Consider the following 22,932-nt stretch of genomic DNA (forward strand, 5'->3'; position numbering starts at 1 on the left):
GGGCTCGTGCGCGGGTTTAGTTAAGGGTTGCACATTCAGCCTTAAATGAAAGGTAATTGACTATTATCTACAATCGGATTTAGTCATTAATTTGACTTTAAAATGCTGTTAACCTTTGTATAAAGTTCTCTTTTTTTAGTCCGAGGTGAGACATCTATGTTGTTCTTTGAAAGAAAGTCATCAATATTGGTTTCTGTAACCATTTTCAAACCAAGTTCTTTAGCCCAACTAACACATGGGTTAATTAAAGTGGAAACCTCTGGATTTTCTTTTTTTAATTTGATTTTAACCAATGATTGAAGTGACCTTTTTTTAGTGCGAGAAAAACCGTGTGTATCTCTCTCTAAAATAAACCCGTCAATATCGGCCTCAGTAATCTTCTTTAAACCGTATTTTTTCGCCCATTCTACACATGGATCAACTAAAGATAATATTTCGTCATTTTCCTTTCTTTCTCTTTCATCATCAAGTTGTTTTTGGGCTAATCTGTCGGCTTTTCTAACTTTTAGTTGTAAATCCCATGGAAGATCCCATTTATTAACATTTTTGTTTTCCCAAAACATACTTATTATCATCCTTATATCTGATAATTGGTCTGCGGATTCCTTTTTAGCAAATGCTATTATTTGTCCTGCAAGTTCTTCAGCGCTGGATGATTTGATTTCATCCGGTATTTTTTTGTCAATGGTTAATCTTTCAATTTCCTTTTCTGATTGCATGGGGATGCATTTTAGTTCTGCATTTGTATCTGCTTCATTATCTATGAGGTCTTCTAAAACTCCAACCGATTCCCAAACGGAAATTGTATCGCCATCTTTTGTCCTTGCTCTAAAGAAATCTAGATAATCGTTGAATTCTTCCAACGTGATTATTTGAATGCTATAATATGATTGATCTATTGCTCCAATCAATAAGTCGGTATAATCGTCATTGAATTTTAGTGGAGAATAAACTTCAATACTGCCCCAATTTTTCTTTATCATCTCAGTTAGGGTAGGAATCCATGCTTGGATATTTGTGGTAGATTCTACTATTATGTTCATCCGGATTTACCCCTTTTTATGAGTCATTATCAATGATTCATTAATTTGTTTTCTATCGGATTTTTACGAAAGATTCCGCTCAAATCTGATTTGTTACTCCCTCATCCCATTGATCCAATCTTTCCCTAACTTGTTTATTGAGAGTAAACGGCCTGTCGCTCTCGGCGTTCTTCTTCATAGAATTCAGGCCACCATTTGAGAATCCACGTTTCTTCCATTCTGAGTAAGGGATGCTCAATATTTGCCGGATTCATCCGCCAGCAGTATACAGCAAACTCTTCCACCCCCACATCAGCTCAATTATGATACTTTTTTCACCAGCCGTGATGATAAATAATGATAGATCCACGATCGCATCATAGCGCTCTCCGATCATTCACCATTACCTGCAGGAGTTGGACACCATCCCAGAAATCCCCAAGGAAGAATATATCCTGAAGTGCACGTCAGCCTGTGCCGGGTGCAGCGACTCGCTCGCCCTCCGGTACGTGCTCAAGGCCGCAGGCCCGGATACCGTGCTGGTCGTGCCGGCATGCTGCACGAGCGTCATCCAGGGCATCTACCCGAACACGGCCTTCAATGTCCCCGTATACAACATCGCCTTTGCCTCAGCAGCGGCCTGTGCATCGGGCATGAGCAACGCATTCCGCGCAGCCGGCAAAAAGACGAATGTGATCGCCTATGCCGGTGACGGCGGGACACTCGACATCGGGATACAGGCAATGTCGGGGGCTTTCGAGCGTGGCACGGACTTCCTCTATATCTGTTACGATAACGAAGCCTACGGCAATACCGGGATGCAGCGCTCGGGCGGTACTCCCCTCGGTGCTCGGACCACAACGACCCCGACCGGCAAGACCGATAACAAGAAGGACATCGATGCGATCATCGCAGCCCATGACCCGCCGTACCAGGCAACGGCCTGTGCCGCTTACCCGCAGGACCTCTTCAAGAAGGTGGCAAAGGCCCTCACCTTCCGTGGGCCGACCTTCATCCACATCCTTGCACCCTGCCCGCCCGGCTGGCGTTACTCCACAGAGAAGAGCGTTGAGATGGGCAAACTCGCGGTGAAGTCCGGCATGTGGGTGCTGTACGAACGCGAGTACGGGAAACTCACGATCGGAGCGCAGTCAAAGGCTGCAATCAAGAAGCCCATCCCGCTCGAAGATTACCTTGCACCGCAGGGCCGTTTCAAGGGGATCGATCCAAAAACCGTTGAGATCCTGAAACAGCGCATTGCAAAGAACCTTGCAAAACTCACAGCAGAGGAGGCGGCATCATGAAGAAGATCTCAACCGGGAACAAGGCCGTTGCCGAAGCAGTGAAACAACTCGTTCCTGCCGTAGTCGCAGCATACCCGATAACACCGCAGACCGAGATCGTCGAACAAATCGCCGAATTTGTCAGCAGCGGGGAGCTGAAAAGCAGGTACATTGCAGTCGAGAGCGAGCACTCCGCGATGGCAGCCTGTATCGGCGCCAGTATCACCGGTGTCCGCACGTTCACGGCAACGAGCTCCCACGGCCTCCTCTACATGCACGAGATGACCAACTGGGCGGCAGGTGCAAGGCTTCCCATTGTCATGGCAAATGTCAACCGTTCGCTCGGACCCGGCTGGAACATCTGGGCGGAGCATACCGATGCCCTGCAGGAGCGGGACACCGGCTGGCTGCAGGTGTACGTGAGCACCGTGCAGGAAGCCTACGATGCAACGATCATGGCCTTCCGGATCGCGGAACACAACGATGTCCTCCTGCCGGTGATGGTGAACCTCGACGGGTTCCTCCTCTCCCACATCATGCAGCCGCTGGACACCGTTGATGTGGGTGACTTCGTCCCGCCCATCCACCTCCCGCATGCCATCGACGTGAAGAACCCGAGGGGGTACGGGGGACTTACCGGCCCCGACCAGCAGTTCAGATTCAGCTGGGACATCGAGCGGTCGATCCGTGACTCGGTCAAAGTAATCGAAAAGACCCAGAACGATTTCGCAAAACGGTTTGGCCGGAAGTACGGGTTCACCGAGGACTACCAGTGTGGAGATGCCGATGTCGTCATTGTTGCGATGGGCACGCTCGGCAAGGAAGCGGAAGTCGCCATCGATCTCCTCCGTAAGGAGGGGATCAAGGCAGGCTCGATGCGCCTGCGCTGGCTGCGCCCGTTCCCGAAGCTGGACCTCAAGGGAAAACAGGTCGTTGTCATTGACCGCGACTACTCCTTTGGCCGGGGGGGGATCCTCGCCACCGAGATTGTGGCACAGACAAAGGAAGACGTCTTCAGCGTGATCGCCGGCCTCGGAGGGCAGGAAGTCACGTACGAGGACCTGGCAGACTTTGTCCGGAAACGTCGCATGGGCGAAGAGTTCTGGTTCGGGGTGAACGCCAATGTTTGAGATCCGGATCCATTCCCGTGGTGGGCAGGGAGGCGTCACCGCAGCCCGGCTCCTTGCCCTTGCTGCAATCCATGATGGTAAGTACGCGACAGCGGCCCCGTTCTATGGGGCAGAACGCCGGGGGGCACCGATTGTCTCGTTCGTCCGCATTGATGACAGGCCGATCCGTATCTACAGCCAGATCAAAAAACCCGATATGGTCATCGTGCTGGATGCGAGCGTCATGGACGTGGTCGATGTCCTGCAGGGCCTGAAATCCGGCGGGAAAGTCCTCATCAACAGCCAGCAGAAGAAGGAATTTGCCGGCTTCACATCAAGCCATGTGGACCTGACCGGTATTGCGCTCAAAGAGAACCTTGTCGTCTCCGGCAGCCCGATCCTGAACACACCGGTCATCGGCGCCCTCGCAAAGCAGGGAATTGTCTCGGTCGATTCCGCTAAGAAAGCGATCCGTGAGATGTTCTCCGATGAACGGAATGTAAAGGCGGCCGAGACGGCCTACCAGGAGATGAGCGCATGACTCCGGATACAAAACGCGAGCGCCTTGCCCTGAGCAGACCGGTGGTGGGGGCTGCCGGTAAGACCGGGACATGGCGGGTCTTCCGCCCGGTCGTGGACAAAGAGAAATGCAATGAATGCGGACTCTGCGCAACCTATTGCCCCGATGCAGCAATCGATGATGACCTCATAGTCGACCTCGGGTTCTGCAAGGGCTGCGGGATCTGTGCGAACGAATGCCCGAAGAAAGCCATTTCCATGGTCCGTGAAGAAAAATAAGCGTTCTTTACGAAGATCTCCTCCCTTTTTTCATTGCGGAAATTATTTCACAACCTTTTTTATCTCATGCTAAAAATATAACGCTCAGGGACTACTCCATGAACATTTCCTTTTCGGGGGACACTCGGGACCTCTTCAAGTTCGATCTCGTCCGCCATATCATGAAGAGTTTCCCGGGCCTTGCCAGCTTCACCTTTATCCCGATGCTGACCGACCGGGAAGAGCCGGCAAAACAGAAGAAGAGCAAGAGGGCCGACCTGAAAAAAGCGGTCAAGACCGGAAAAGCGGGTTCCCAGAACCGGGAACTGATGGAACAGATGGGAAGACTGCAGGAGATCGAGGATGAGTCAGGCTATTTCTCCGGTATCAGGTCCTATTTCAGGGGAGAGAATATCCTTGTCGATATCCTCCACAGGGACCGGTTTTCCCATGAACACCGGGTAAACTATTTCAAACCGGTATTTGATAAATTCCCGGAGCGGTCCCTCATCTTCCTCGACCCTGACACCGGGCTTGAAGTGAAGAATCCCACTCAGCGCCACCTGCTCTTTGATGAACTCAAGAAGATTGCAGAGACCATGGACAGCCGCTCGATCCTGATGATATACCAGCACTTCCCCCGGGAAACACGCGAAGGCTACGTCAGGCAACGCTGTTCGCAGATCGCCGGAGTGACGGGCATCAGTCCGGTATCGATCACGGACAATGAGATCGTCTTTTTCCTTCTTGCAAAAAGCCCGAAACTCCGTGAGCAGCTCCAGGACAAGGTGGCTGCCTACGCAGATACGTACCCGGCCCTCCGCTCGTGCGGATGATCATCCGTTTTGCCTGAATATCAGCACTGCGTGCCCCGACCGCATTTCTCCCCGGAAGGGATCCCGACAGGTCCCTCAATATAATAGGTCTTCCCCTGGTACCAGACAATCCGGTCCTGCACGGCAGACAGGAACGCATCATCGTCCGGTGAGACCGGCATCCAGCTGTACCGGTTCCACTCCAGTGCCAGGGACAGTACCTGGCGGGGATCAAGGGAGACCACCACCCGTTTCCGGTGGATAATCAGTGCAGAAAGTGCCGGATGAGCGGTCATATCCTCCCCGGTCAGGTACCGGGCACTGACAACATCCGGATGATCCCGCGGGGACTCATCCCGGTGGGCTTCATAGTATTGTGCCGGAATTGTGAGACCATCTATATGAAAAATAAAAATGAGCAAAAGCCCTGCCATAAAAAGCGTCAGGAAAAGCGCGGCCAGGATGACCAGGGTCATTAAACCCGTTTTATTATCCATCAATTATCTTTAATATTGATATCCTGATAAATCCGACAGATCAGATCCCGAAATTACTTGACAACACAACTACGTCGGGATTGAGAGCGCGTCATCCAGCAGGCCCCCGTGCAAGCATTTTTCCCCCTCTGACCCCCAGAACCCCGTTCAGGAACTATGGAGTATGAGTGACGGGAACAGGCCCGGTCTTCAGTTCGTCCTTTGCCATGTACTCGAGATCGAATTTGTAGAAATGGGTAAACCGGCAGTGCCGGCACTGGACCGTGAGGTGCCGTGAGCTGACGATGATATCATGGGGACCGGTCACATGACAGTTCCGGCACGTGGCATCCTGCACCAGCTCCCAGACCGGGTACTTCCCGATTTTTGTTAACGTCCCGGTCGCATCCACATCCTCGACACGGGGGATGAAGACCCTCGTCGCCCCGCAGTTGTCACAGGCAACCTGGGCCTGGTACGGGACCGCCTTGATGATCTGGTCTGCGATTGCTTTACAATGGTAGCAGTCCGTTAAGAATTTTGTAAAGATGAACCGGTCGCTCATGGAAGATACTGGAGGCGTACGGGTTCATTAACCTGTTGCCCGGCAGGGGAGAGGTTCAGCACATCCATATAACAGGTATACAGGTCCTGCCGGTTGCCGGTACCTTCCTGCCGGAGAAATGGGGAAATGTAATATTATTTTTATATTTTTTTCCTTTGAACGAAAATCTGCGAGTTTTTCCCTGCTGAAAGAAAATTCTGGGCGCTTGGAGGAAAAGAGTTGCGAACAGGTCAGTAAATTTAATTATCAGGTGAAATCAATTTATTGGATATGAAGAAATTTCTCGGACTTCTTATCCTGGTCATTGTCCTTGTTGCGGTGAGTGGATGCACCCAACCGGCAACGACAGCGCCCGCGACTACGACAGCAGCTACGGAGATACCTACCGTTGTTGAGACAACCGTCGAGGAGACAGCTACCCCGACAATCGAAGAAACACTGGAGACAACACCCGTTGAAACCACTGCTGCCACAAATGAGACCGCCGCTGTTACGAATGAGACAACCGTAGTTCCCACGGCAACAGAACTCATTACCGCAGGCATGACCCCGTCAACCAAGATCACGGTCGTCCATATCGCCAACAACACGTTCACCCCCTCACCATTGATGGTCCTCCCGGGAACCCGGATCACCTGGGTCAACGATGACTCGACGGTTCACTCCGTCAAGATGATCGGGGAACATGCAGGCAAGTTCAACTCCGGCGAGATCGCAAGAACCGGCCGCTGGGGGTATGACTTCGGTGATGCCGAGGGGACCTTTGAATATGCCGACGGGACCAACATGAATGTCACCGGTGTTATCATCGTCAAGAAAGGCGATTCACTCGTTGGCAATGTGGTAGCCACACCGTACGTGACAAGCAACGCAACCTGGTAACATAATCAGGTCTCCTTTTTTTTCTTCAGGGTATTATCGTCACGGTCCAGCCATAAGGGCAACCGCAATACCTGCCCGACAGGACACCATTATTTGAGTGATCGCATGACCGGATCCGATCTCTGCTGTCAATAACACAGGCGATGCAGGAAAACCAAAACCGTAATAAAAACCGGCAATGCGTCCCGCGGGGAATTACCTGATCGGAAAATGTTCTTTTAAAAAAAGGGATTGAAGTTAGAAGTCGCCGCCCATGCCGGGGGGCATACCGCCCATTCCACCCATGCCGCCCGGCGGCATACCGCCTTCGGGCATCGGGCTCTTGGACGAGGCGATGACATCGTCAATACGCAGGATCATGACCGCTGCTTCTGCAGCAGAGGAGATGGCCTGGGTCTTGACGCGGAGGGGCTCGACGACTCCGGCTGCCTTCATGTCGACTGCCTTGCCTTCGAACACGTTCAGGCCGTGGGTCTTCTTGCCCTTCTCGTGGGCTGCACGGATCTCGACAAGCATGTCGATGGGGTCAAGACCTGCATTCTCCGCAAGGGTGCGGGGGATGACTTCGAGTGCATCCGCGAACGCGTTGATGGCGAGCTGGGCCCGGCCGCCAACGGTTGCTGCGTACTCGTGGAGACGGAGCGAGAGCTCGGTCTCAGGTGCGCCGCCACCGGCAACAACCTTCTTGTCTTCGACAACGACCGCGACAACGCGGAGTGCGTCGTGAATTGCACGCTCGAGCTCATCGACTACGTGCTCGGTGCCGCCCTTGACGATGATGGAGACCGCCTTGGGGTTCTTGCACTGCTCGACAAAGGTCATCTCTTCGCCACCGACCTTGCGCTCCTCAACGAGTCCGGCCTTGCCGAGTTCTTCCTTGCCGATTGCATCGATGGAGGAGACGAGGCTTGCACCGGTTGCCCGGGCGAGTTTCTCCATGTCGCTCTTCTTGACACGGCGGGTTGCAAAGAGTCCGGCCTTTGCCAGGTAGTGCTGTGCAATGTCATCAATGCCCTTCTGGCAGAAGAGGACGTTTGCACCACTCTTGACGATCTTGTCGACAATGCCCTTGACCATCCGCTCTTCCTCGTCGAGGAATGCCTGGAGCTGGTCGGGGGAGGTGATGTTGATCTCGGCGTCGACTTCGGTCTTCTTGAACTCGACTGCTGCATTCAGGAGAAGGATCTTCGCATTGGTGACCTTCTTGGGCATCGAGGGGTGGACACGTTCCTTGTCGATGAGTACTCCCTCGACGATCTCGGAGTCCTCGATCGATCCGCCGGTCTTCTTCTCGACTTTGATGTTCTCGATGTCGACGGTGCCGTCTGCATCGGTGACCATGGTCACTGCCTTGACAACGAGGTCACAGAGCTTGTCCTTGCTGGCCTCTGCGCTCTTGCCGGTCATTGCAGTGCCTGCAATATTCCGGAGCAGCGCCTTATCGGTTACCTTGACATCGAAGGCGAGCTCTTTTAAGAGTGCCTGTGCCTTCTCGGCTGCCTGGCGGTAACCTGCTGCGATAACGGTCGGGTGGACGTCCTGCTCAAGGAGGTCTTCTGCCTTCTTTAAGAGTTCCCCGGCAATGACGACTGCTGAGGTGGTCCCGTCGCCGACTTCGGCGTCCTGGGTCTTTGCAACCTCGACCATCATCTTTGCGGCAGGGTGCTCGATGTCCATTTCCTTTAAGATCGTGACACCATCGTTTGTGATCACTACGTCGCCAATGGTGTCGACGAGCATCTTGTCCATGCCCTTTGGACCGAGTGTGGTCCTGACTGCAGCTGCCACTGCCTTTGCGGCGGTGATGTTCATACCCTGAGCGTCGCGGCCGCGGGTACGGGTGCTGCCTTCCTTGAGAATAAGTATCTGCTGTCCTCCAAGTTGTTGTGACATAAAAATCACCACTTTTAGCACTAAAAGTGGTATGCGGTTCTATATAAACGTTATTGAAAATTCACTCACCGAACAGGTCGAGGAGCTCGAAGCCGTCTTCGATTTTATGGAGGCGCTGCTCGCTGATCACGAGCGTACGCCCGATCTTCTTCTCCTTTTCCGAATCGGTGATGATGCACATTGCGTGCTTCTTTGCGATCTGCGAGAGGTTCCCGATCAGGGCCGCCCGCTTCACGACCTTCTGCGCCGGTCCGTAGCCCGTGAGGATCGTGTGCTTATCAAACGTGAGGAGTGCCTGGAACGGGGCGCCGTGGAGCGTGTGGAGCCGGACGCCGATCTGCTCCAGGAACTCCATCGGGCTCTGGATGTACGAACCGGTCTTCGCTTCGGCCTCTACGGCCTTCAGCTTATCGTGCCGGATGAGGTCGATGGACTCGACAACACCGGTATTGAAGAACTCCTCGATACGGATCGCGACATCGAGCGTTGTGCCCATCCCACTCTCGTACTTACTGATCGTACGCCTTGAGACCCCGAGCACGTTCCCGAGGTCCCCGAGAGACATATTCCGTTTCTCGCGGAGGTCCCTGAGCACGTCCCCGTCGATGTTGACATAGAGCCCGCCGGGCGAAGCGTACACGAGCGGGGGGATCTTCTCCACGAAATAATCGTAGAGTGTGGCAGGGCTCACCGCGTAGATGCCATACCGGACATAAACGGCCCCCCGTTCCAGTTCCGCGTCCCGGGCCCGTTCCCCGACAATGAGCGGGATACCGCCAAGAAGCCTTGAAATCAGCTCGATATCGAACGCCACCTCCTCGCTCACCGAGTCGATATGCGCGACCACCTTGATGACGAGCAGCGTCCCGTCGTTCCGTGCGATGAGGTCGAAACTCCGCGGGCGCAGGGTGAAGCGCTCAGAGACATCGAAACCTGCCGTGATCATTACGCTGGTGACCAGCTGGAGCTGGCGGTCCTGGGACATGTGAATACAAATGGATGGAGCGCTCCCATATATTAATATAGACATGCTGATCGGCGTTGATGATACGGACTCCCCGCAGGGCATGTGCACGACGTACCTCGGGGCCGTGCTCGCCCGGCAGCTGATCCGCGAGCACATGCAGGTGCGCGAAGCCCGGCTCGTCCGGCTCAACCCGAACGTCACGTTCAAGACCCGGGGCAATGCCGCGGTCATGCTCGATGTGGAGGGCGACCCGGACCGTGCCTTTACGATCACATGCGCACTCGTGGAAGAACTCGCGGACTTCTCCTGCGAGAATACGAACCCCGGGGTTGTTGTTGCTGAAAAACAGGTGGACCCGGCATTCTACCGGCAGGCAGTAACGGACTTCTGCGAGATCGACGCGGCGGTGGCACTGCTCGATACGGCCGGCGCCCGGTACAAGGGCTGGAAGAACCGGCGCGGCCTTATCGGGGCAACGGCAGCCGTGGCAAGCAGCCTTCCGGACAGGACCTCCGAGATCCTCGTGTACCGCGAACCGGCCCGGTTTGGCACGCCGCGTGACGTTGACCGCACAAGCCTGTTCGCCGCGGAGGCGGCAACCTTCCCGCATACATGGGACACCGTGGACGTGGCAAACGATGTCGTAGTCTGCGTACCCCACACACCCGATCCGGTCCTCTTCGGCATCCGGGGCGAGAGCCCGCGCTGGGTGCTGGCTGCCCGGCAGATGGTCCAATCCGAGAAGCCGGGAATCGAACAGATCTGGGTGACGAACCAGGGCACCGATGCCCACCTGCTTGATGCAACGATTCGTGAATTGCAGGATGGACTCTCGTACCGGGTCCGCGGAACCGTTGCGGAGTCTTCGAAGACGGGTACCGGAGGGCACGTCTCGTTCACGATCCATGACGGCGATCATGCCGTGTGGTGCATGGCGTACGAGCCCACGAAAAACTTCCGGCAGCTCGTCCGCAAGCTGGTGCCGGGCGATGAAGTAATTGCGTGCGGGAGCTTCAAGAAAGGGAGCATCAATCTCGAAAAACTGATGATCGTTTCCCTTGCAAAGGACCAGACAACCCGCCCCCCGGTCTGCACCGCGTGCAGCAAGCGGATGACGAGCGACGGGAAGCGCAAGGGCTGGAAATGCAAAAAATGCGGCGCCCGGGCTGATGCTCCGGACATTGAGGAGAGCCCCCGCATGCTGGAGCCGGGATGGTATGAAGTCCCCCCAACGGCAAGACGGCATTTAGCTAAACCATTATGCCGGGGCTTACCTCCTTACTGAAGATTAAATAGGCAGCCAAATGGTCGCCCCGGTTTCGAAAGGCGGAGCATTCGTGCGAGACCACGGTGCCGGGGAGGGCCGGAATACCACCTTTTGTTAACGTGAGATCAGTCAGAAAACTATGTGTTAAGGGAATCTTTTTCTATCTGCGTAATCCTCTAAAGATCATCGATTCATACGGGTCACGCAATGATCTCTCTCCTCTATGTCGACGATGAACGGGACCTCCTTGAAGTGGCACAGGTCATCCTGGAAGAGTCCGGCGAGTTCAGCGTCAAAACCGCGACATCGGCAAAGGAAGCACTGGCGTTACCCTCCATCTCGGAGTACGATGCCATCATCTCCGACTACCTGATGCCGGGGATGGACGGGATCGCTTTTTTAAAAACCGTCAGGGAACGGTACGGGGACATCCCGTTCATCCTCTTCACCGGAAAGGGCCGGGAGGATGTGGTGATCGAGGCGATCAACAGTGGTGCTGATTTCTATCTCCAGAAGGGCGGGGACCCGGAGGCCCAGTTTGCGGAACTCGCGCACAAGATCCGCCAGGCAGTCCGGAGCAGGAGGTCGGAGCGGGAACTCCGGATCAACGAAGAGCGCCTGCGAATGGCCCAGGCGATCGGCCATACCGGCAGCTGGGAGTATTCCCTTGCAACCAACACGATCTGGGGGTCTGCAGAAGGGCTCCGCATGTTCGGGTTCCCCCCAAAAGCCGGTAATTTCCCCATCGAAGATATCGAAGCATGCATCCAGGAGCGTGAACGTGTTCACCAGGCACTCGTTGACCTGATCGCCTCCGGAAAGGAGTATAACCTTGAATATACCATCCATCCCGCGGACGGCTCAGCACCAAAAGTGATACACTCCATTGCCCGGCTCGATAAGGACCCCGCGGGAAAACCGCTCAAGGTTATCGGCTCCATCCATGATATTACCCCGCGCAAGGCCACCGAAGATGCCATGCGGGAGAGCGAGAGGAAGTTCCGGACCATCTTCGAGAACAGCCCGTACCCCATTGCGATCAACAGCATCACGGATTACAAATTCCTGGAGATCAACAAGGCGTTCCTGGACGCCAGTGGCTATACGGAGGAAGAGATCATCGGAACGGACCCGGTGGGACTGGGACTCCTCCCCTTAACGGAGGCGGCAAAGCTCATCTCGCGCCGGGTGCTTGCAGGAAAAATTGAGAACGTCCCCCTGGCCCTGACCGTAAAAGAGGGGAGACGGGTCCATGTCCTGTTCTCGACCATGCCGATCACGATCAACAACACGCCTGCCATCGTGACCGTGACCACGGAAATTACCAAACTGAAACGGATCGAAGAGGACCTGCTCCGGAAAAATGAAGACCTCAATGCCGCCTATGAACAGCTCGCGGCTTCGGATGAAGAACTCCGGCAGAATTATGACGAGCTCAGTAAAAAGGAGGGCGTGCTCCGGGCCAACGAGGAGAAGTTCCGGGCACTGGTCGAACACTCGCTTGACGGCATCGTGATCGCGGACTTTGGGGGGACACTCCTCTTTGCAAACCGGGCAGCAAGCATCATTGTCGACGCACCGGATTACCAGTCGATGGTTGGGAAGAAGAACGTGATGGAATATGTCACCCCGGAATCACAGGCCGATGTGCTCAGAGATTTCCGGAAAGTCTCGCAGGGTATCGATTCGTACCTCGTCCACTATAAACTCATCACCGAGAAAGGACGGGAGGTCTGGGTCGAATGCATTGGGAAGAAGATTCCGTTCGGGGACACCGAGGCCATGCTGGTCTCCATGCGGGACGTGACCGAGCGCAAACTGGCCGAAGAACGATTAAGGGAGTCAGAGAAAAAATTCTCCACCGTCTTCCGGAGCAGCCCGGTCGCACTCACGCTCGTATCGGCAACGGACGGGACGATCGTTGATGTCAACGACGTGTTCCTGAGAAACACCGGCTATGCCCGCCACGAAGTGGTTGGCAATATGGCAGTCGCCCTCGGGATCTTTGCCGACCGGACCGAATATAAACGCTTCAATTCCGACCTCCGTAACCACCGGACGGTGTACGGCATGGAGATGAAGTGCCGGATTAAGTCCGGCGAGATCCGGACCTGCCGGTTTTCTTCCGGTGTTGTCCTGATGGACGGAAAACCCCATATCCTCTCGACCGTCGAGGATATCACCGAACGCAAGAAGACCGAGGAGGCGCTCCAGGAGAGCGAACAGAAGTTCCGCCGTCTTGCAGACAATGCACCGGATATGATCTACCGCGTGTCAATCCCGGACGGGAAGTACGAGTACATCAGCCCGGCATCGGTCGCGCTCACGGGGTATTCACCGGAAGAGTACTACGCAGACCCCACCATCTTTGAGAGCCTGATCCACCCGGCCTGGAAGGAGTACTTCCACAGGCAATGGGTGGGAGTCCTTGAGAAGAATGTCCCGCCGGTATACGAGTACCAGATCATTGACCGTGATGGCGAGACCCGCTGGTTTCACCAGAGGAATATGCTCATCACGGACGACCATGGGCGTGCCGTGGCAATCGAGGGGATCGTCACCGATACCACCGTACAGAAGAACACTGAACACGAACTGCGGAGAAACGAGCTGCGGTCCCTTGCGGTGAGCGAGACGGTGGGGGACTGGATATGGGAGATCGATCAGGACGGCATGTACCAGTACTCAAGTCCCGCTGTTGCCCATATCCTCGGCTACCAGCCGGACGAACTGGTAGGAAAGAAGCATTTCTACGACCTGTTCGACCCCTCGATCAGGGAGAGCCTGACAACAACGGTATTTGGCACCATGGAGAGCCACGAGCCGTTCCGGGATTTCGAGAACCTCAACCGCCACAAGAACGGGAACCCGGTCCTGCTGATGACGAGCGGTACGGCGGTGTTCGATGAGGACGGGACGTTCACCGGTTACTGCGGGGTCGATGAGGATATTACGGAACGCAAGGCCCGGGACTCCGCATTCCAGGCAATCGTCCGGAGCATGGTGGGAACGACAGGGATGGACTCTCTCCGGCAGATCGCGGAGAACATCAGCTCCTGGCTTTCAACCGACTGCGTCATGATCGGGGAGATCCAGCCGGACCACCAGACCGTAAAAGTCCTCTTCATGCTCCTTGACGGGAAGGAGGTCCCCGGTTTTCAATACTCGCTCAAGGGTACGCCCTGTGAAAATGTCGCGGAGAAGGGCTTCTGCCTGTACGAGGACAATGTGAAGCAGCTCTTCCCAACGAGCAGGGACCTCTTCGAGCTCAATATCCGCGGATACCTCGGGACGCCCCTGCGGAACTCCGCGGGACAGGTATCCGGGATCCTCTGTGCGCTCTCCCGTGCCCCGCTCAGGCCCATCCCGTCCATGCAGGAGATCATGGAGATCATTGCAGTGAAAGCGGCTGCGGAAATGGAGGGCATGCAGATGGACCGGGCGCTCCGGGAGAGCGAACAGAAGTTCCGGTCGCTCGTAGAATATGCCCTTGAAGGCATCCTGATCACCGATATGCAGGGTACGATCCTGTTTGCGAACAATGCCATGGCCCGCACGGTTGAATCCGCAGATTCGGCAGGACTCATTGGCAGGAACGTGATGGAGTTCGTTGCACCCGAATCGCAAAACGATGTCAAAAGGGATTTTAGCGAGGTAGCGAAGGGGCACGATGCGTACATTGCACAATACAAGGTGATCACCGATAAAGGGAAGGAGATCTACATCGAGAGCATCGGCAAGGCCATCAGCTATGAGGGAAAGCCGGCAGACCTCGTCTCCATCCATGATGTCACCGAACGCAAACGGGCGGAAGACGCGCTGAGCAGGAGCCAGCGCCAGCTTGCCGAGGCGATGGGCCTGGCACACCTGGTGAACTGGGAGTACGATGTCGCATCGGGCATGTTCACCTTCGATGACCGGTTCTATGCCCTGTACGGCACGACAGCACAGCGCGAGGGGGGCAACCTGATGTCCGCGGAAACCTATGCCCGGGAATTCGTCCACCCGGATGACATGCATGTGGTGAGCGAGGAGATTGAACGGTCCATGAAAACAACCGATCCCGACTACGTTGCCCGGATCGAACACCGGATCATCCGCAGGGATGGCGAGGTCCGGCATATCGTTGTGCGGATACGGCTCACCAAGGATGCAGAGGGCCGGACCATCAAGACCCATGGGGCAAACCAGGATATCACTGAGATCAAGCAGGCGGAGGAGGCACTACGGGAGAGCGAAGAACGCTTCCGGTCGCTTGTCGAGACCTCGCCCGGCATCATCTGGGAGATCGACACAGGCGGAAAATTCCGGTACGTCAGTCCTATTATGAAGACAATCATGGGCTATGAACCGGACGAGCTGATCGGAAAACCGATCACGGACCTGGTACTGGAATCATTCCAACCACTCGTGATCGAGGCACTCCGGCACTTCGTTTCAACACAGGAAGAGCTGGTCCAACAACCCATTGAAGTCGTTGCCCGTCACCGCGATGGCCATGACCTGGTGATGGAGATCCGGTCTTCAAAAATTACCGGTATTGACGGGAGGGTGACCGGGTTCCGGGGCGTTGCCCATGACACCACCACACGCAAGAAAGCGGAAGAGGAACTTAAAAGGGCAAACCGCCAGCTTACCCTGCTTGGCAGTATCACAAGGCACGACCTCCTCAACAAGATTACCGTCATCCTCGGGAACCTCAAGATCGCCGAAAGAAAATGTTCCGACCCGGCCCAGGGCGAATATTTACATAAGATACGCAATGCAACGAGCGCCATCAAGTCCCAGATCGAGTTCACCCGGGTGTACCAGGACCTCGGTACCAACGAGCCGCAGTGGATTGACCTGGACTCGGTCATGCCCCACGCACATGTCCCGTCAACAGTGACCCTGGATGCAGCAGTGCAGTACATCCAGGTACGGGCCGACCCGATGCTGGAGAGGGTATTTTTCAACCTCATCGACAACTCGGTCCGGCACGGCGAGCGGGTGACCAAGATCCGCATCTCGTCCCACCAGTCCGGCGAGGACCTTGTGATAGTCTGGGAAGACAACGGGACGGGTATTCCCGCTGATGAGAAGGAGCAGGTCTTCGAGCGGGGTGTCGGGAAGAACACCGGGCTTGGGATGTTCCTTGCCCGCGAGATCCTTGCCCTGACGGGTATCACGATCCGGGAGACCGGGGAGCCGGGCAGGGGTGCCCGGTTCGAGATCACGGTACCGAAAGGGGGGTACCGGATTGCTGCGGAAAAAAACCCTGACCCGGATAAACCGGATTTATAGGGTAATCCTGCCGGATGAGGTGACAATAGTCCATTTCAAAACCTATTTGTGGTACTGAATTCCTCTATCACTATTGGATTTCTCATGAGGATCGGATATGACTTCAGTCCTGTATGTCGATGACGAACCCGACCTCCTCTATCTCGGGAAACGGTCCATGGAGAATTCCGGGGATTTTTCTGTCACAACCTGCGAGTCAGCGTCCGCTGCAATGGACCTCCTCAAAACATCACACTACGATGCCATCATTTCCGATTACCAGATGCCGGAGATGGACGGGGTGGAATTCTTAAAAAACATCCGTCTTCATGTCGGCCAGATCCCCTTCATTTTATTCACCGGAAAGGGCCGGGAGGATGTAATGATCGAGGCAATCAACAGCGGTGCTGATTTCTATCTCCAGAAAGGCGGCAGCCCGTCCGTTCAGTTTGCTGAGCTCATGCACAAAGTACGGCAGGCGGTCAGCAGGAATGAGGCAATGCAGGCGCTGCGCGAAAGCGAGGAGAAATACCGCTTTCTTCTCGATGAGTCATCGGACCCCATCTTCTCGTTCTACCCTGACGGGACGTACCGTTACGTCAACCGGGCATTCGCCGAAGGTGTCAGAAAAACCGTTGACCAGATCATCGGAAAGAAGATCTGGGATGTGTTCGATGAAGACGAGGCAGAGAAACGGTTCTCTACCCTTCGCACGGTCTTTGCCACCGGGAAAGACACAGAATTCGAAGTCCGGGTCCCCCGCCCCGATGGCGATCGGTACTACGTGACAACCATCGTCCCGATCAAGGATGAGAAAGGATCGGTTGTCTCCGCGATCTGCTCATCAAAAGAGATTACTGCCCGCCGGCATACCGAGGAGGCACTCCGGCAGGCAAACAAAAAACTCAGCCTCCTCTCCGGCATCACCCGGCACGACATCAATAACCAGCTGCAGGTACTGAACGGGTATCTTGAGATACTCCACAATCAGGTCCCCGATCCCGCCCTTGAAAAATATTTCAGCCGGATCATGGGAGCAAGTGACGGGATCTCTACCATGATCCGGTTCACCTCGGATTACGAAAAGATCGGTGTACATGCCCCGGTCTGGCACGACCTCCGGGCCCTGGTAAAGAAAGCGGGGACAGGTGTTACGTTTGGACAGGTCGTGCTCCAGAACGACCTTCCGGCAAACACCGAAGTATTCGCCGATCCGCTGATCTTCAGGGTCTTCTTCAACATGATCGACAATGCCCTGCGACACGGGGGGAAGGTCACGACAATCAGGTTCTCTGCCGAGTTATGCAATGAGAACCGGATCATCGTATGCGAGGATGATGGTGACGGCGTGGTCACGGAGGAGAAGGAGATGATATTCCACCGGGGGTTCGGGAAGAATACTGGTTTTGGCCTAGCCATCTCCCGGGAGATTCTTGACATTACCGGCATCGCCATCCGGGAGACCGGGGCGCCGGGCAGGGGCGCCCGGTTCGAGATCCTCGTGCCAAAGGAAGCGTACCGGCACACTCCTGAGCACTGATCCAGAACGGATAGACTGGATTTCTTTTGTTTGTTGTGATGTGCCGGGAAGAAGTATTCGTTCCCCGGTACTCACGTGGTACCATTGTCAGGAGAGCCCATGTCCGTCAGGATGCCCTGGTACATTTCCACCATGGACTGTGTGGAGGCGAGGACATGGGCGGAGATCTCCACGCTCACGAGCGGGTCGAGCTTGATCGCCTCGTTATAGGACGTCATCGCATCGCGGTATGCCTGGGTGGACTGGAATGCGTCCAGCCCGGCAGTGACATTGCCCGGCGAGGCCGTGAGTGTCGTACTACCGGCAGTGAGCGTGCGGTACTGCTGCCGCATCTTCTGCATCTCCACCATTGCAATGGCCAGGTCCGCATCGCCCTTCCGGACCCAGATCTGCGCATTCTTCCGGTCGAGCGAGAGCGCCTTCTCAAAATACCGGATCGCTGCCTCGTACTCGCCATTGTCATAGAGGATGTTGCCGGTCATCACGAGCGGGGCGGTCTCATTCGGGTTGTTAACAATGAGATACTCGAGGTCCGTGCGGGCGATCTCATCCCTGCCAAGGTAATGCATGGTCTTTGCCTTGCTCATCCGTATGTTTGAGTCGTTCGGGGCGAGCGCGATCGCTGATTCGTAGAACGGTACGGCATACAACGGGTATTTTGTATCGGCAACGGCGCCGGCAGTGACCGAGATGCCCTGTGCAGCTACCGCAGGGGTATAGGCCACGAGCAGGATGATCCCGGCAATGATGACAAGCACGGAAACTTCCGGCCAGAACAGGCAGCTCTTTTTGTGAAACTTTTTTTCAAGACGGTTGATCTTCCGCGAGCTCAGGAAGGCATCCAGTACCGCCACTGCCCAGATGAGCAGCATGACGATGAGGGGATCAACAATCGTGAAAAGAGGGAGGACAAACGGGGCGCCCAGGACCAGGGCAAGAAAGAGGACCCCTTTTGCCGTTTCCCCGTTATAGAACTGGCCAAGCCCGATGCCAACGAGGGACAACCCGGCGGACGCCCAGGGTTTCCTCCATTCATCCTTTGAGAGATCGAGGCGATGGCACGAAGATTCCTCCGGCCCGGGGTCCTCAAACGTCCGCTGGCAGGAATAGCAATAATTATCGTTATATGGAATGGTTGTCCCGCAGTAAGGACATCGTTTCATAGCAATCCGATGACGCGAAATTTTATATTTATTTCTAAATTATTCCGCAACGGGTGATGCACCACGAGATCGTTTTTATATTATGCCAATCTTGTAAGATCATTCATATCCCGGTGTCAGGACAATGATCACGGTTCTCTACGTTGATGACGAACCGGAACTCCTCGAAGTCACACGGGTTTTCCTGGAGCAGGCCGGGGAGTTCGAAGTCAGGATCTCAACCTCGGCACGGGAGATGCTGGACTCCGGTACCGTCCCGTCGTGCGATGCCATCGTCTCCGATTACCAGATGCCGGAGATGGACGGGATCGCTTTTTTGAAGGAGGTCCGGGAACGGTTCGCCGATCTCCCGTTCATCCTCTTTACCGGCCGGGGGCGCGAAGAAGTGGCCATCGAAGCGCTCAACTATGGTGCGGATTTTTATATCCAGAAAGGCGGGGAGCCGAGGGCCCAGTTTGCCGAACTGTCCAACAAGATCCGGTATGCCGTATCGCGGAAACGGGCAGAGAAGGAGCTGCGGAGAAAGAACGATGAGCTCAATGCGTCCTACGAGCAGATCGCGGCAAACGAGGAGGCGCTCCGGCAGCAGCTGGATGAACTTACGGGAAAACAGGAGGCCCTGAAATCTTCCGAGGAGAAATTCCGGGCATTCACGGAAAATATTCCGGACCTTACAACAATCGTTGATTTGACCGGGGTTTACACTTATATCAGCCCGTCAATCCAGCGGATTACCGGCTGGACCGAGGATAAACTGCTGGGGAAAAAATTCGGAGGGATCGACGCCATCTTCGGGATCCTGCCGGAGGAGGCAGAGATTCTTTTGAAATGCGGCCGGATGGCGATCCAGAAACCCGGGGAAGCCATCCCGGTGCCCCCGTTCAGAATACGTGACTTTAAGGGGGATATTCTCTTCATTGAGGGCACGAATACGTACCTCCCTGACGTAAAGGGCATCCAGGGGATCCTGTTCCACGGCCGTGAGATCAGCGACCGCGTCCGGGCCGAAGAGGAATTGCGCCGGAAAAACGATGAGCTGAATGCGTCCTATGAACAGATTACCGCATCGGATGAGGAACTGAGAGCCCAGTACGAGGAACTTGCCCTGATCGGGCAGCAGGTCCGCGAGAGCGAGGAAAAGTTCCGGGGGATTTTTGAAAAGATCCATGATGCCCTCATCCTGTTCACGGAAGACGGGTGTATTGACTGCAACCGGCACGCGCTGGAGCTGTACGGGTTCCCGTCCAAAGAGGAGATTCTTGGAATGTTGCCGGCAGATGTCTCCCCCCCGGTCCAGCCGGACGGACAGGACTCGCGGAGTGCCTCAGCAGCGCATATCTGTGCCGTCTTTCATAAGGGAGTGGAACGCTTCGAATGGCTCCACCAGAAAAAAGACGGCAGCACCTTCCTTGCCGATATCCTGCTCTCGTCATTCGAACTGGATGGGAGGCAGGTCTTCTTATCATCGGTCAGGGATATCACCGAACAAAAAAGAAACGAGGAGGCGCTCCGCGAAAGCGAGGAGAAATACCGGACCCTGGTCGAGAATGCCAAAGAGGTGATCGCCATCGTACAGGACTGGACCATTGTCTTTGTTAACAGGAGCGGGGCGGACCTCCTGGGCGTGCCAGCCGGAGACCTTGTCGGCAAACCGTTCATGGATTATATCTGGCCCGAAGACCGCGAGAGGATAAAAGCGCTTCACAGCGGGCGTGAAGCCGGGGACACCGTTGCTGATGCGTACGATTTCAGGATCGTCGGTGATGAAGGCAGGCCGGTCTGGGTCCTCATCTCGTCCGCCACCATCTCGTGGCAGGGAAGACCGGCAACGCTCAGCCTGATGACCGACATCACCGAGCGGAAATTCATTGAGGGGGCGCTCCACGAGAGCGAGGAGACATTCCGGAGGGTGATCGAAGGTGCGCCGGATGCGATCTATATCGGGACCGACGGGAAATTCATGTTCCTGAACCCTGCCGCGCTCAGGCTCTTTGGGGCAACTTCCGGGGAACAACTCGTGGGGACCCCGTTCCTTGACCGGATCCACCCGAAGCATCACGACATCATCAGGGAACGCGTTCACCAGCGTTATGACGAGCTTCTCCCGACACCCCTGCTGGAGGAAGTATACCTGAAGCTTGACGGGACCGCGGTGGATGTCGAGGTCTCATCAGTACCGTTCAGGTACATGGGCAGGGACGGCGCACTGGTGTTCGTCCGGGACATCTCCGAGTGGAAACAGGCAGAGCGGGCGCGGCGGGAGAGTGAGGAGAAGTACCGCAGTATCCTGGAGAAGATGCAGGACGCGTACCTGCGGGTCGACCCGGACGGGAAACTGACCATGGCAAACCCTGCAGCAGCCCGCATGTTCGGGTATGACTCACCTGAAAAGATGATCGGGATACCGGTGATCTCCCTGTACTACAATCCCGGGAGGCGGCGGGAAATCATTAAAACACTGCAGGAGGGCGGGAAAGTTGCCGATGTCACCGAGAGGATGATGCGCATGGACCGCACAACGTTCTGGGCCTCGCTCAGCGTCCAGTCCATCAGAGGGGATGACGGCAGTCTCATCGCCACCGAAGGGATCCTCCGGGACATCACGGAGAGGAAGTCCATGGAGCAGGCGATCCAGGAGGCGAACAGGAAACTGAACCTGCTCAACAGCATCAACCGTCACGATGTCGTCAACCAGCTGACGGTGCTCCAGGGGTATACGCAGCTGGCCGCGATGAAGGGCACCGACCCGGTCATCGCTGACTTCTTAAAGAAGATCGAGGCCACGGCAAACACCATCGCCCGCCAGATCGAGTTTACGAAGACCTACCAGGAGCTGGGCGCCCAGACCCCGGCCTGGTTCCGTCTTGACGAGACGGTTGAACGGTCAGGCCGGGCGGAGGTGAGGTTCTCCAACACCTGCCGGCCGGTGGAGATCTTTGCCGACCCGATGCTCGAGCGGGTTTTTTACAACCTCTTCGAGAACGCGATCCGCCATGGCGGGCACGTGACAGAGATCGCAATCCGCTGCGAGCGGGAGCCGGACGGGCTTGTAATCATCATCGAGGACAATGGTGTCGGGGTGGTGCCGGAAGAGAAGGAGAAGATCTTTGAGAAGGGATTTGGGAGGAACACCGGCTTTGGCCTCTTCCTTGCCCGCGAGATCCTCGCGATCACCGGCATCACGATCCGCGAGACCGGATATGCAGGGATCGGCGCCCGGTTTGAGATCACGGTGCCAACGGAGAGGTACCGGATCGCTGCCGGGTCGTGATCTCCGGACAAGAAAGGATATCTGCTTCTGGTTCATTCTTTTAAAGAAATATTTCAGAAAGAATAGTTCGTACATCGATTGTCCGGAACGGGAGAATGAATGAGAGGACGAAAACGTGACGTTACGATCGGCAGGGCAAAAAAATTTGCAGAGCGGCAGGGTTACCGCTGGGTTCCCAACCCGGATACCGACATGCCATTCGATGCGCTGGTGTACCGAGCCAATGACATGTTTATTGTCAGCATCCGGACAAGCCGCAATGCCCCAGGCGAGTACGATCTCCCTGAAAATTTTTTCCGGAATGATTTCCAAATCCTTACTGCGCTGCCGTTCCCACCATACCTGCCCCGCGAGGTGTGGGTCCGGTATTCCTGGAGCCGGAACTTCCACCGCTTCCGGATTTTCCGGGACACGTTTGTCGCAATTACCATGATCGACAGGGAGAAGCCGCTCTTTGAGCCACGGGTGCGTGGTGCCGGCACTCCGTCGGAGACTAAAACCCCCCCGGGAGATGAAGTCAAATAAGCCCTTTACGGGCTCCGTTTGGCAAACGGACGAAGGGTGGATCCGGAGGGGGGCCCGGAGCGTCAACGCCCGGAAAAATTCGCGCGATAAACACGTATTTTCGAAAAATATTTGT

17 protein-coding genes are annotated in these 22,932 nt (G+C 55.5%); 11 read left to right on the top strand and 6 right to left on the bottom strand.

Translation table 11 applies throughout. From position 1 onward, the window contains the following. Window positions 1–86 precede the first annotated feature (86 nt). Window positions 87–1,043 carry a hypothetical protein gene (locus M0R30_RS06115; RefSeq protein WP_292544686.1) on the bottom strand — a complete coding sequence of 319 codons (957 nt, stop codon included), beginning with the start codon at window positions 1,041–1,043 and terminating at the stop codon, window positions 87–89. 404 nt (window positions 1,044–1,447) lie between these two features. Here M0R30_RS06115 and M0R30_RS06120 point away from each other — a divergent pair, with 404 nt between their 5' ends. The 5 genes from M0R30_RS06120 to M0R30_RS06140 all read left to right on the top strand — a co-directional run bounded on the left by M0R30_RS06120 (window position 1,448) and on the right by M0R30_RS06140 (window position 5,027). Beyond that, a complete protein-coding gene (locus tag M0R30_RS06120) occupies window positions 1,448–2,326 on the top strand; it encodes a thiamine pyrophosphate-dependent enzyme (RefSeq protein ID WP_292544798.1) in 879 nt (292 codons plus the stop codon). Beyond that, window positions 2,323–3,435, top strand: coding sequence for a transketolase C-terminal domain-containing protein (locus tag M0R30_RS06125; protein ID WP_292544688.1), 1,113 nt, complete (start codon window positions 2,323–2,325; stop codon window positions 3,433–3,435). The genes M0R30_RS06120 and M0R30_RS06125 overlap by 4 nt, the downstream gene beginning before the upstream one ends. Beyond that, window positions 3,428–3,955 (top strand): 2-oxoacid:acceptor oxidoreductase family protein, encoded by a 528-nt coding sequence (locus M0R30_RS06130; RefSeq protein ID WP_292544691.1) that lies wholly within the window; start codon window positions 3,428–3,430, stop codon window positions 3,953–3,955. Before M0R30_RS06125 ends, M0R30_RS06130 begins: the two co-directional genes overlap by 8 nt. Further along, window positions 3,952–4,212 carry a 4Fe-4S binding protein gene (locus M0R30_RS06135; RefSeq protein ID WP_292544693.1) on the top strand — a complete coding sequence of 87 codons (261 nt, stop codon included), beginning with the start codon at window positions 3,952–3,954 and terminating at the stop codon, window positions 4,210–4,212. The genes M0R30_RS06130 and M0R30_RS06135 overlap by 4 nt, the downstream gene beginning before the upstream one ends. A gap of 98 nt (window positions 4,213–4,310) precedes the next feature. Continuing rightward, complete coding sequence (locus M0R30_RS06140; protein WP_292544695.1) at window positions 4,311–5,027, top strand: hypothetical protein; 717 nt, start codon at window positions 4,311–4,313, stop codon at window positions 5,025–5,027. A 20-nt stretch (window positions 5,028–5,047) separates the two neighbouring features. Here M0R30_RS06140 and M0R30_RS06145 read toward each other — a convergent pair whose 3' ends face one another. Further along, window positions 5,048–5,482 (bottom strand): hypothetical protein, encoded by a 435-nt coding sequence (locus M0R30_RS06145; RefSeq protein ID WP_292544698.1) that lies wholly within the window; start codon window positions 5,480–5,482, stop codon window positions 5,048–5,050. A 175-nt stretch (window positions 5,483–5,657) separates the two neighbouring features. Beyond that, entirely contained in the window at window positions 5,658–6,047 is a 390-nt protein-coding gene (locus tag M0R30_RS06150) for a hypothetical protein (RefSeq protein ID WP_292544700.1), read from the bottom strand. Between the two features lie 270 nt (window positions 6,048–6,317). On the opposite strand from M0R30_RS06150, the gene M0R30_RS06155 reads away from it, so the two are divergent. After that, complete coding sequence (locus tag M0R30_RS06155; protein WP_292544703.1) at window positions 6,318–6,929, top strand: hypothetical protein; 612 nt, start codon at window positions 6,318–6,320, stop codon at window positions 6,927–6,929. A gap of 237 nt (window positions 6,930–7,166) precedes the next feature. Here M0R30_RS06155 and thsA read toward each other — a convergent pair whose 3' ends face one another. After that, window positions 7,167–8,822 carry a thermosome subunit alpha gene (gene thsA, locus M0R30_RS06160; RefSeq protein ID WP_292544706.1) on the bottom strand — a complete coding sequence of 552 codons (1,656 nt, stop codon included), beginning with the start codon at window positions 8,820–8,822 and terminating at the stop codon, window positions 7,167–7,169. Window positions 8,823–8,883: 61 nt separating this feature from the next. Beyond that, window positions 8,884–9,807, bottom strand: a complete 924-nt coding sequence (locus tag M0R30_RS06165; RefSeq protein ID WP_292544709.1) for a transcriptional regulator — start codon at window positions 9,805–9,807, stop codon at window positions 8,884–8,886. Between the two features lie 43 nt (window positions 9,808–9,850). Between M0R30_RS06165 and M0R30_RS06170 the strand changes: the two genes are divergently transcribed. The 3 genes from M0R30_RS06170 (at window position 9,851) to M0R30_RS06180 (ending at window position 17,858) form a co-directional block, all read left to right on the top strand. After that, window positions 9,851–11,074, top strand: a complete 1,224-nt coding sequence (locus tag M0R30_RS06170; protein WP_292544711.1) for a tRNA(Ile)(2)-agmatinylcytidine synthase — start codon at window positions 9,851–9,853, stop codon at window positions 11,072–11,074. Between the two features lie 189 nt (window positions 11,075–11,263). After that, entirely contained in the window at window positions 11,264–16,339 is a 5,076-nt protein-coding gene (locus M0R30_RS06175; protein WP_292544714.1) for a PAS domain S-box protein, read from the top strand. A 97-nt stretch (window positions 16,340–16,436) separates the two neighbouring features. Beyond that, complete coding sequence (locus M0R30_RS06180; RefSeq protein ID WP_292544717.1) at window positions 16,437–17,858, top strand: hybrid sensor histidine kinase/response regulator; 1,422 nt, start codon at window positions 16,437–16,439, stop codon at window positions 17,856–17,858. A 71-nt stretch (window positions 17,859–17,929) separates the two neighbouring features. Here M0R30_RS06180 and M0R30_RS06185 read toward each other — a convergent pair whose 3' ends face one another. Further along, on the bottom strand, window positions 17,930–19,021 hold the full coding sequence (locus M0R30_RS06185; RefSeq protein ID WP_292544720.1) for a tetratricopeptide repeat protein: 1,092 nt from the start codon (window positions 19,019–19,021) through the stop codon (window positions 17,930–17,932). Window positions 19,022–19,145: 124 nt separating this feature from the next. Between M0R30_RS06185 and M0R30_RS06190 the strand changes: the two genes are divergently transcribed. Both M0R30_RS06190 and M0R30_RS06195 read left to right on the top strand, forming a co-directional pair. Beyond that, window positions 19,146–22,292: a PAS domain S-box protein gene (locus M0R30_RS06190; RefSeq protein ID WP_292544723.1), complete on the top strand. Its 3,147-nt coding sequence runs from the start codon at window positions 19,146–19,148 to the stop codon at window positions 22,290–22,292. Window positions 22,293–22,391: 99 nt separating this feature from the next. Then, window positions 22,392–22,817 (top strand): hypothetical protein, encoded by a 426-nt coding sequence (locus M0R30_RS06195; protein WP_292544727.1) that lies wholly within the window; start codon window positions 22,392–22,394, stop codon window positions 22,815–22,817. The last annotated feature ends 115 nt before the right edge of the window (window positions 22,818–22,932 follow it).

Origin of the sequence: Methanoregula sp. (assembly GCF_023227875.1) — an archaeon.
In the GTDB taxonomy this organism is placed as follows: domain Archaea; phylum Halobacteriota; class Methanomicrobia; order Methanomicrobiales; family Methanospirillaceae; genus Methanoregula.

Excerpts from the sequence above, each read along its gene's own strand:
- M0R30_RS06115 (WP_292544686.1), bottom strand. The coding sequence starts at position 1,043 with ATGAACATAATAGTAGAATCTACCACAAATATCCAAGCATGGATTCCT.
- M0R30_RS06125 (WP_292544688.1), top strand. The coding sequence starts at position 2,323 with ATGAAGAAGATCTCAACCGGGAACAAGGCCGTTGCCGAAGCAGTGAAA.
- M0R30_RS06130 (WP_292544691.1), top strand. The coding sequence starts at position 3,428 with ATGTTTGAGATCCGGATCCATTCCCGTGGTGGGCAGGGAGGCGTCACC.
- M0R30_RS06135 (WP_292544693.1), top strand. The coding sequence starts at position 3,952 with ATGACTCCGGATACAAAACGCGAGCGCCTTGCCCTGAGCAGACCGGTG.
- M0R30_RS06140 (WP_292544695.1), top strand. The coding sequence starts at position 4,311 with ATGAACATTTCCTTTTCGGGGGACACTCGGGACCTCTTCAAGTTCGAT.
- M0R30_RS06145 (WP_292544698.1), bottom strand. The coding sequence starts at position 5,482 with ATGACCCTGGTCATCCTGGCCGCGCTTTTCCTGACGCTTTTTATGGCA.
- M0R30_RS06150 (WP_292544700.1), bottom strand. The coding sequence starts at position 6,047 with ATGAGCGACCGGTTCATCTTTACAAAATTCTTAACGGACTGCTACCAT.
- M0R30_RS06155 (WP_292544703.1), top strand. The coding sequence starts at position 6,318 with ATGAAGAAATTTCTCGGACTTCTTATCCTGGTCATTGTCCTTGTTGCG.
- thsA (WP_292544706.1), bottom strand. The coding sequence starts at position 8,822 with ATGTCACAACAACTTGGAGGACAGCAGATACTTATTCTCAAGGAAGGC.
- M0R30_RS06165 (WP_292544709.1), bottom strand. The coding sequence starts at position 9,807 with ATGTCCCAGGACCGCCAGCTCCAGCTGGTCACCAGCGTAATGATCACG.
- M0R30_RS06170 (WP_292544711.1), top strand. The coding sequence starts at position 9,851 with ATGCTGATCGGCGTTGATGATACGGACTCCCCGCAGGGCATGTGCACG.
- M0R30_RS06175 (WP_292544714.1), top strand. The coding sequence starts at position 11,264 with ATGATCTCTCTCCTCTATGTCGACGATGAACGGGACCTCCTTGAAGTG.
- M0R30_RS06180 (WP_292544717.1), top strand. The coding sequence starts at position 16,437 with ATGACTTCAGTCCTGTATGTCGATGACGAACCCGACCTCCTCTATCTC.
- M0R30_RS06185 (WP_292544720.1), bottom strand. The coding sequence starts at position 19,021 with ATGAAACGATGTCCTTACTGCGGGACAACCATTCCATATAACGATAAT.
- M0R30_RS06190 (WP_292544723.1), top strand. The coding sequence starts at position 19,146 with ATGATCACGGTTCTCTACGTTGATGACGAACCGGAACTCCTCGAAGTC.
- M0R30_RS06195 (WP_292544727.1), top strand. The coding sequence starts at position 22,392 with ATGAGAGGACGAAAACGTGACGTTACGATCGGCAGGGCAAAAAAATTT.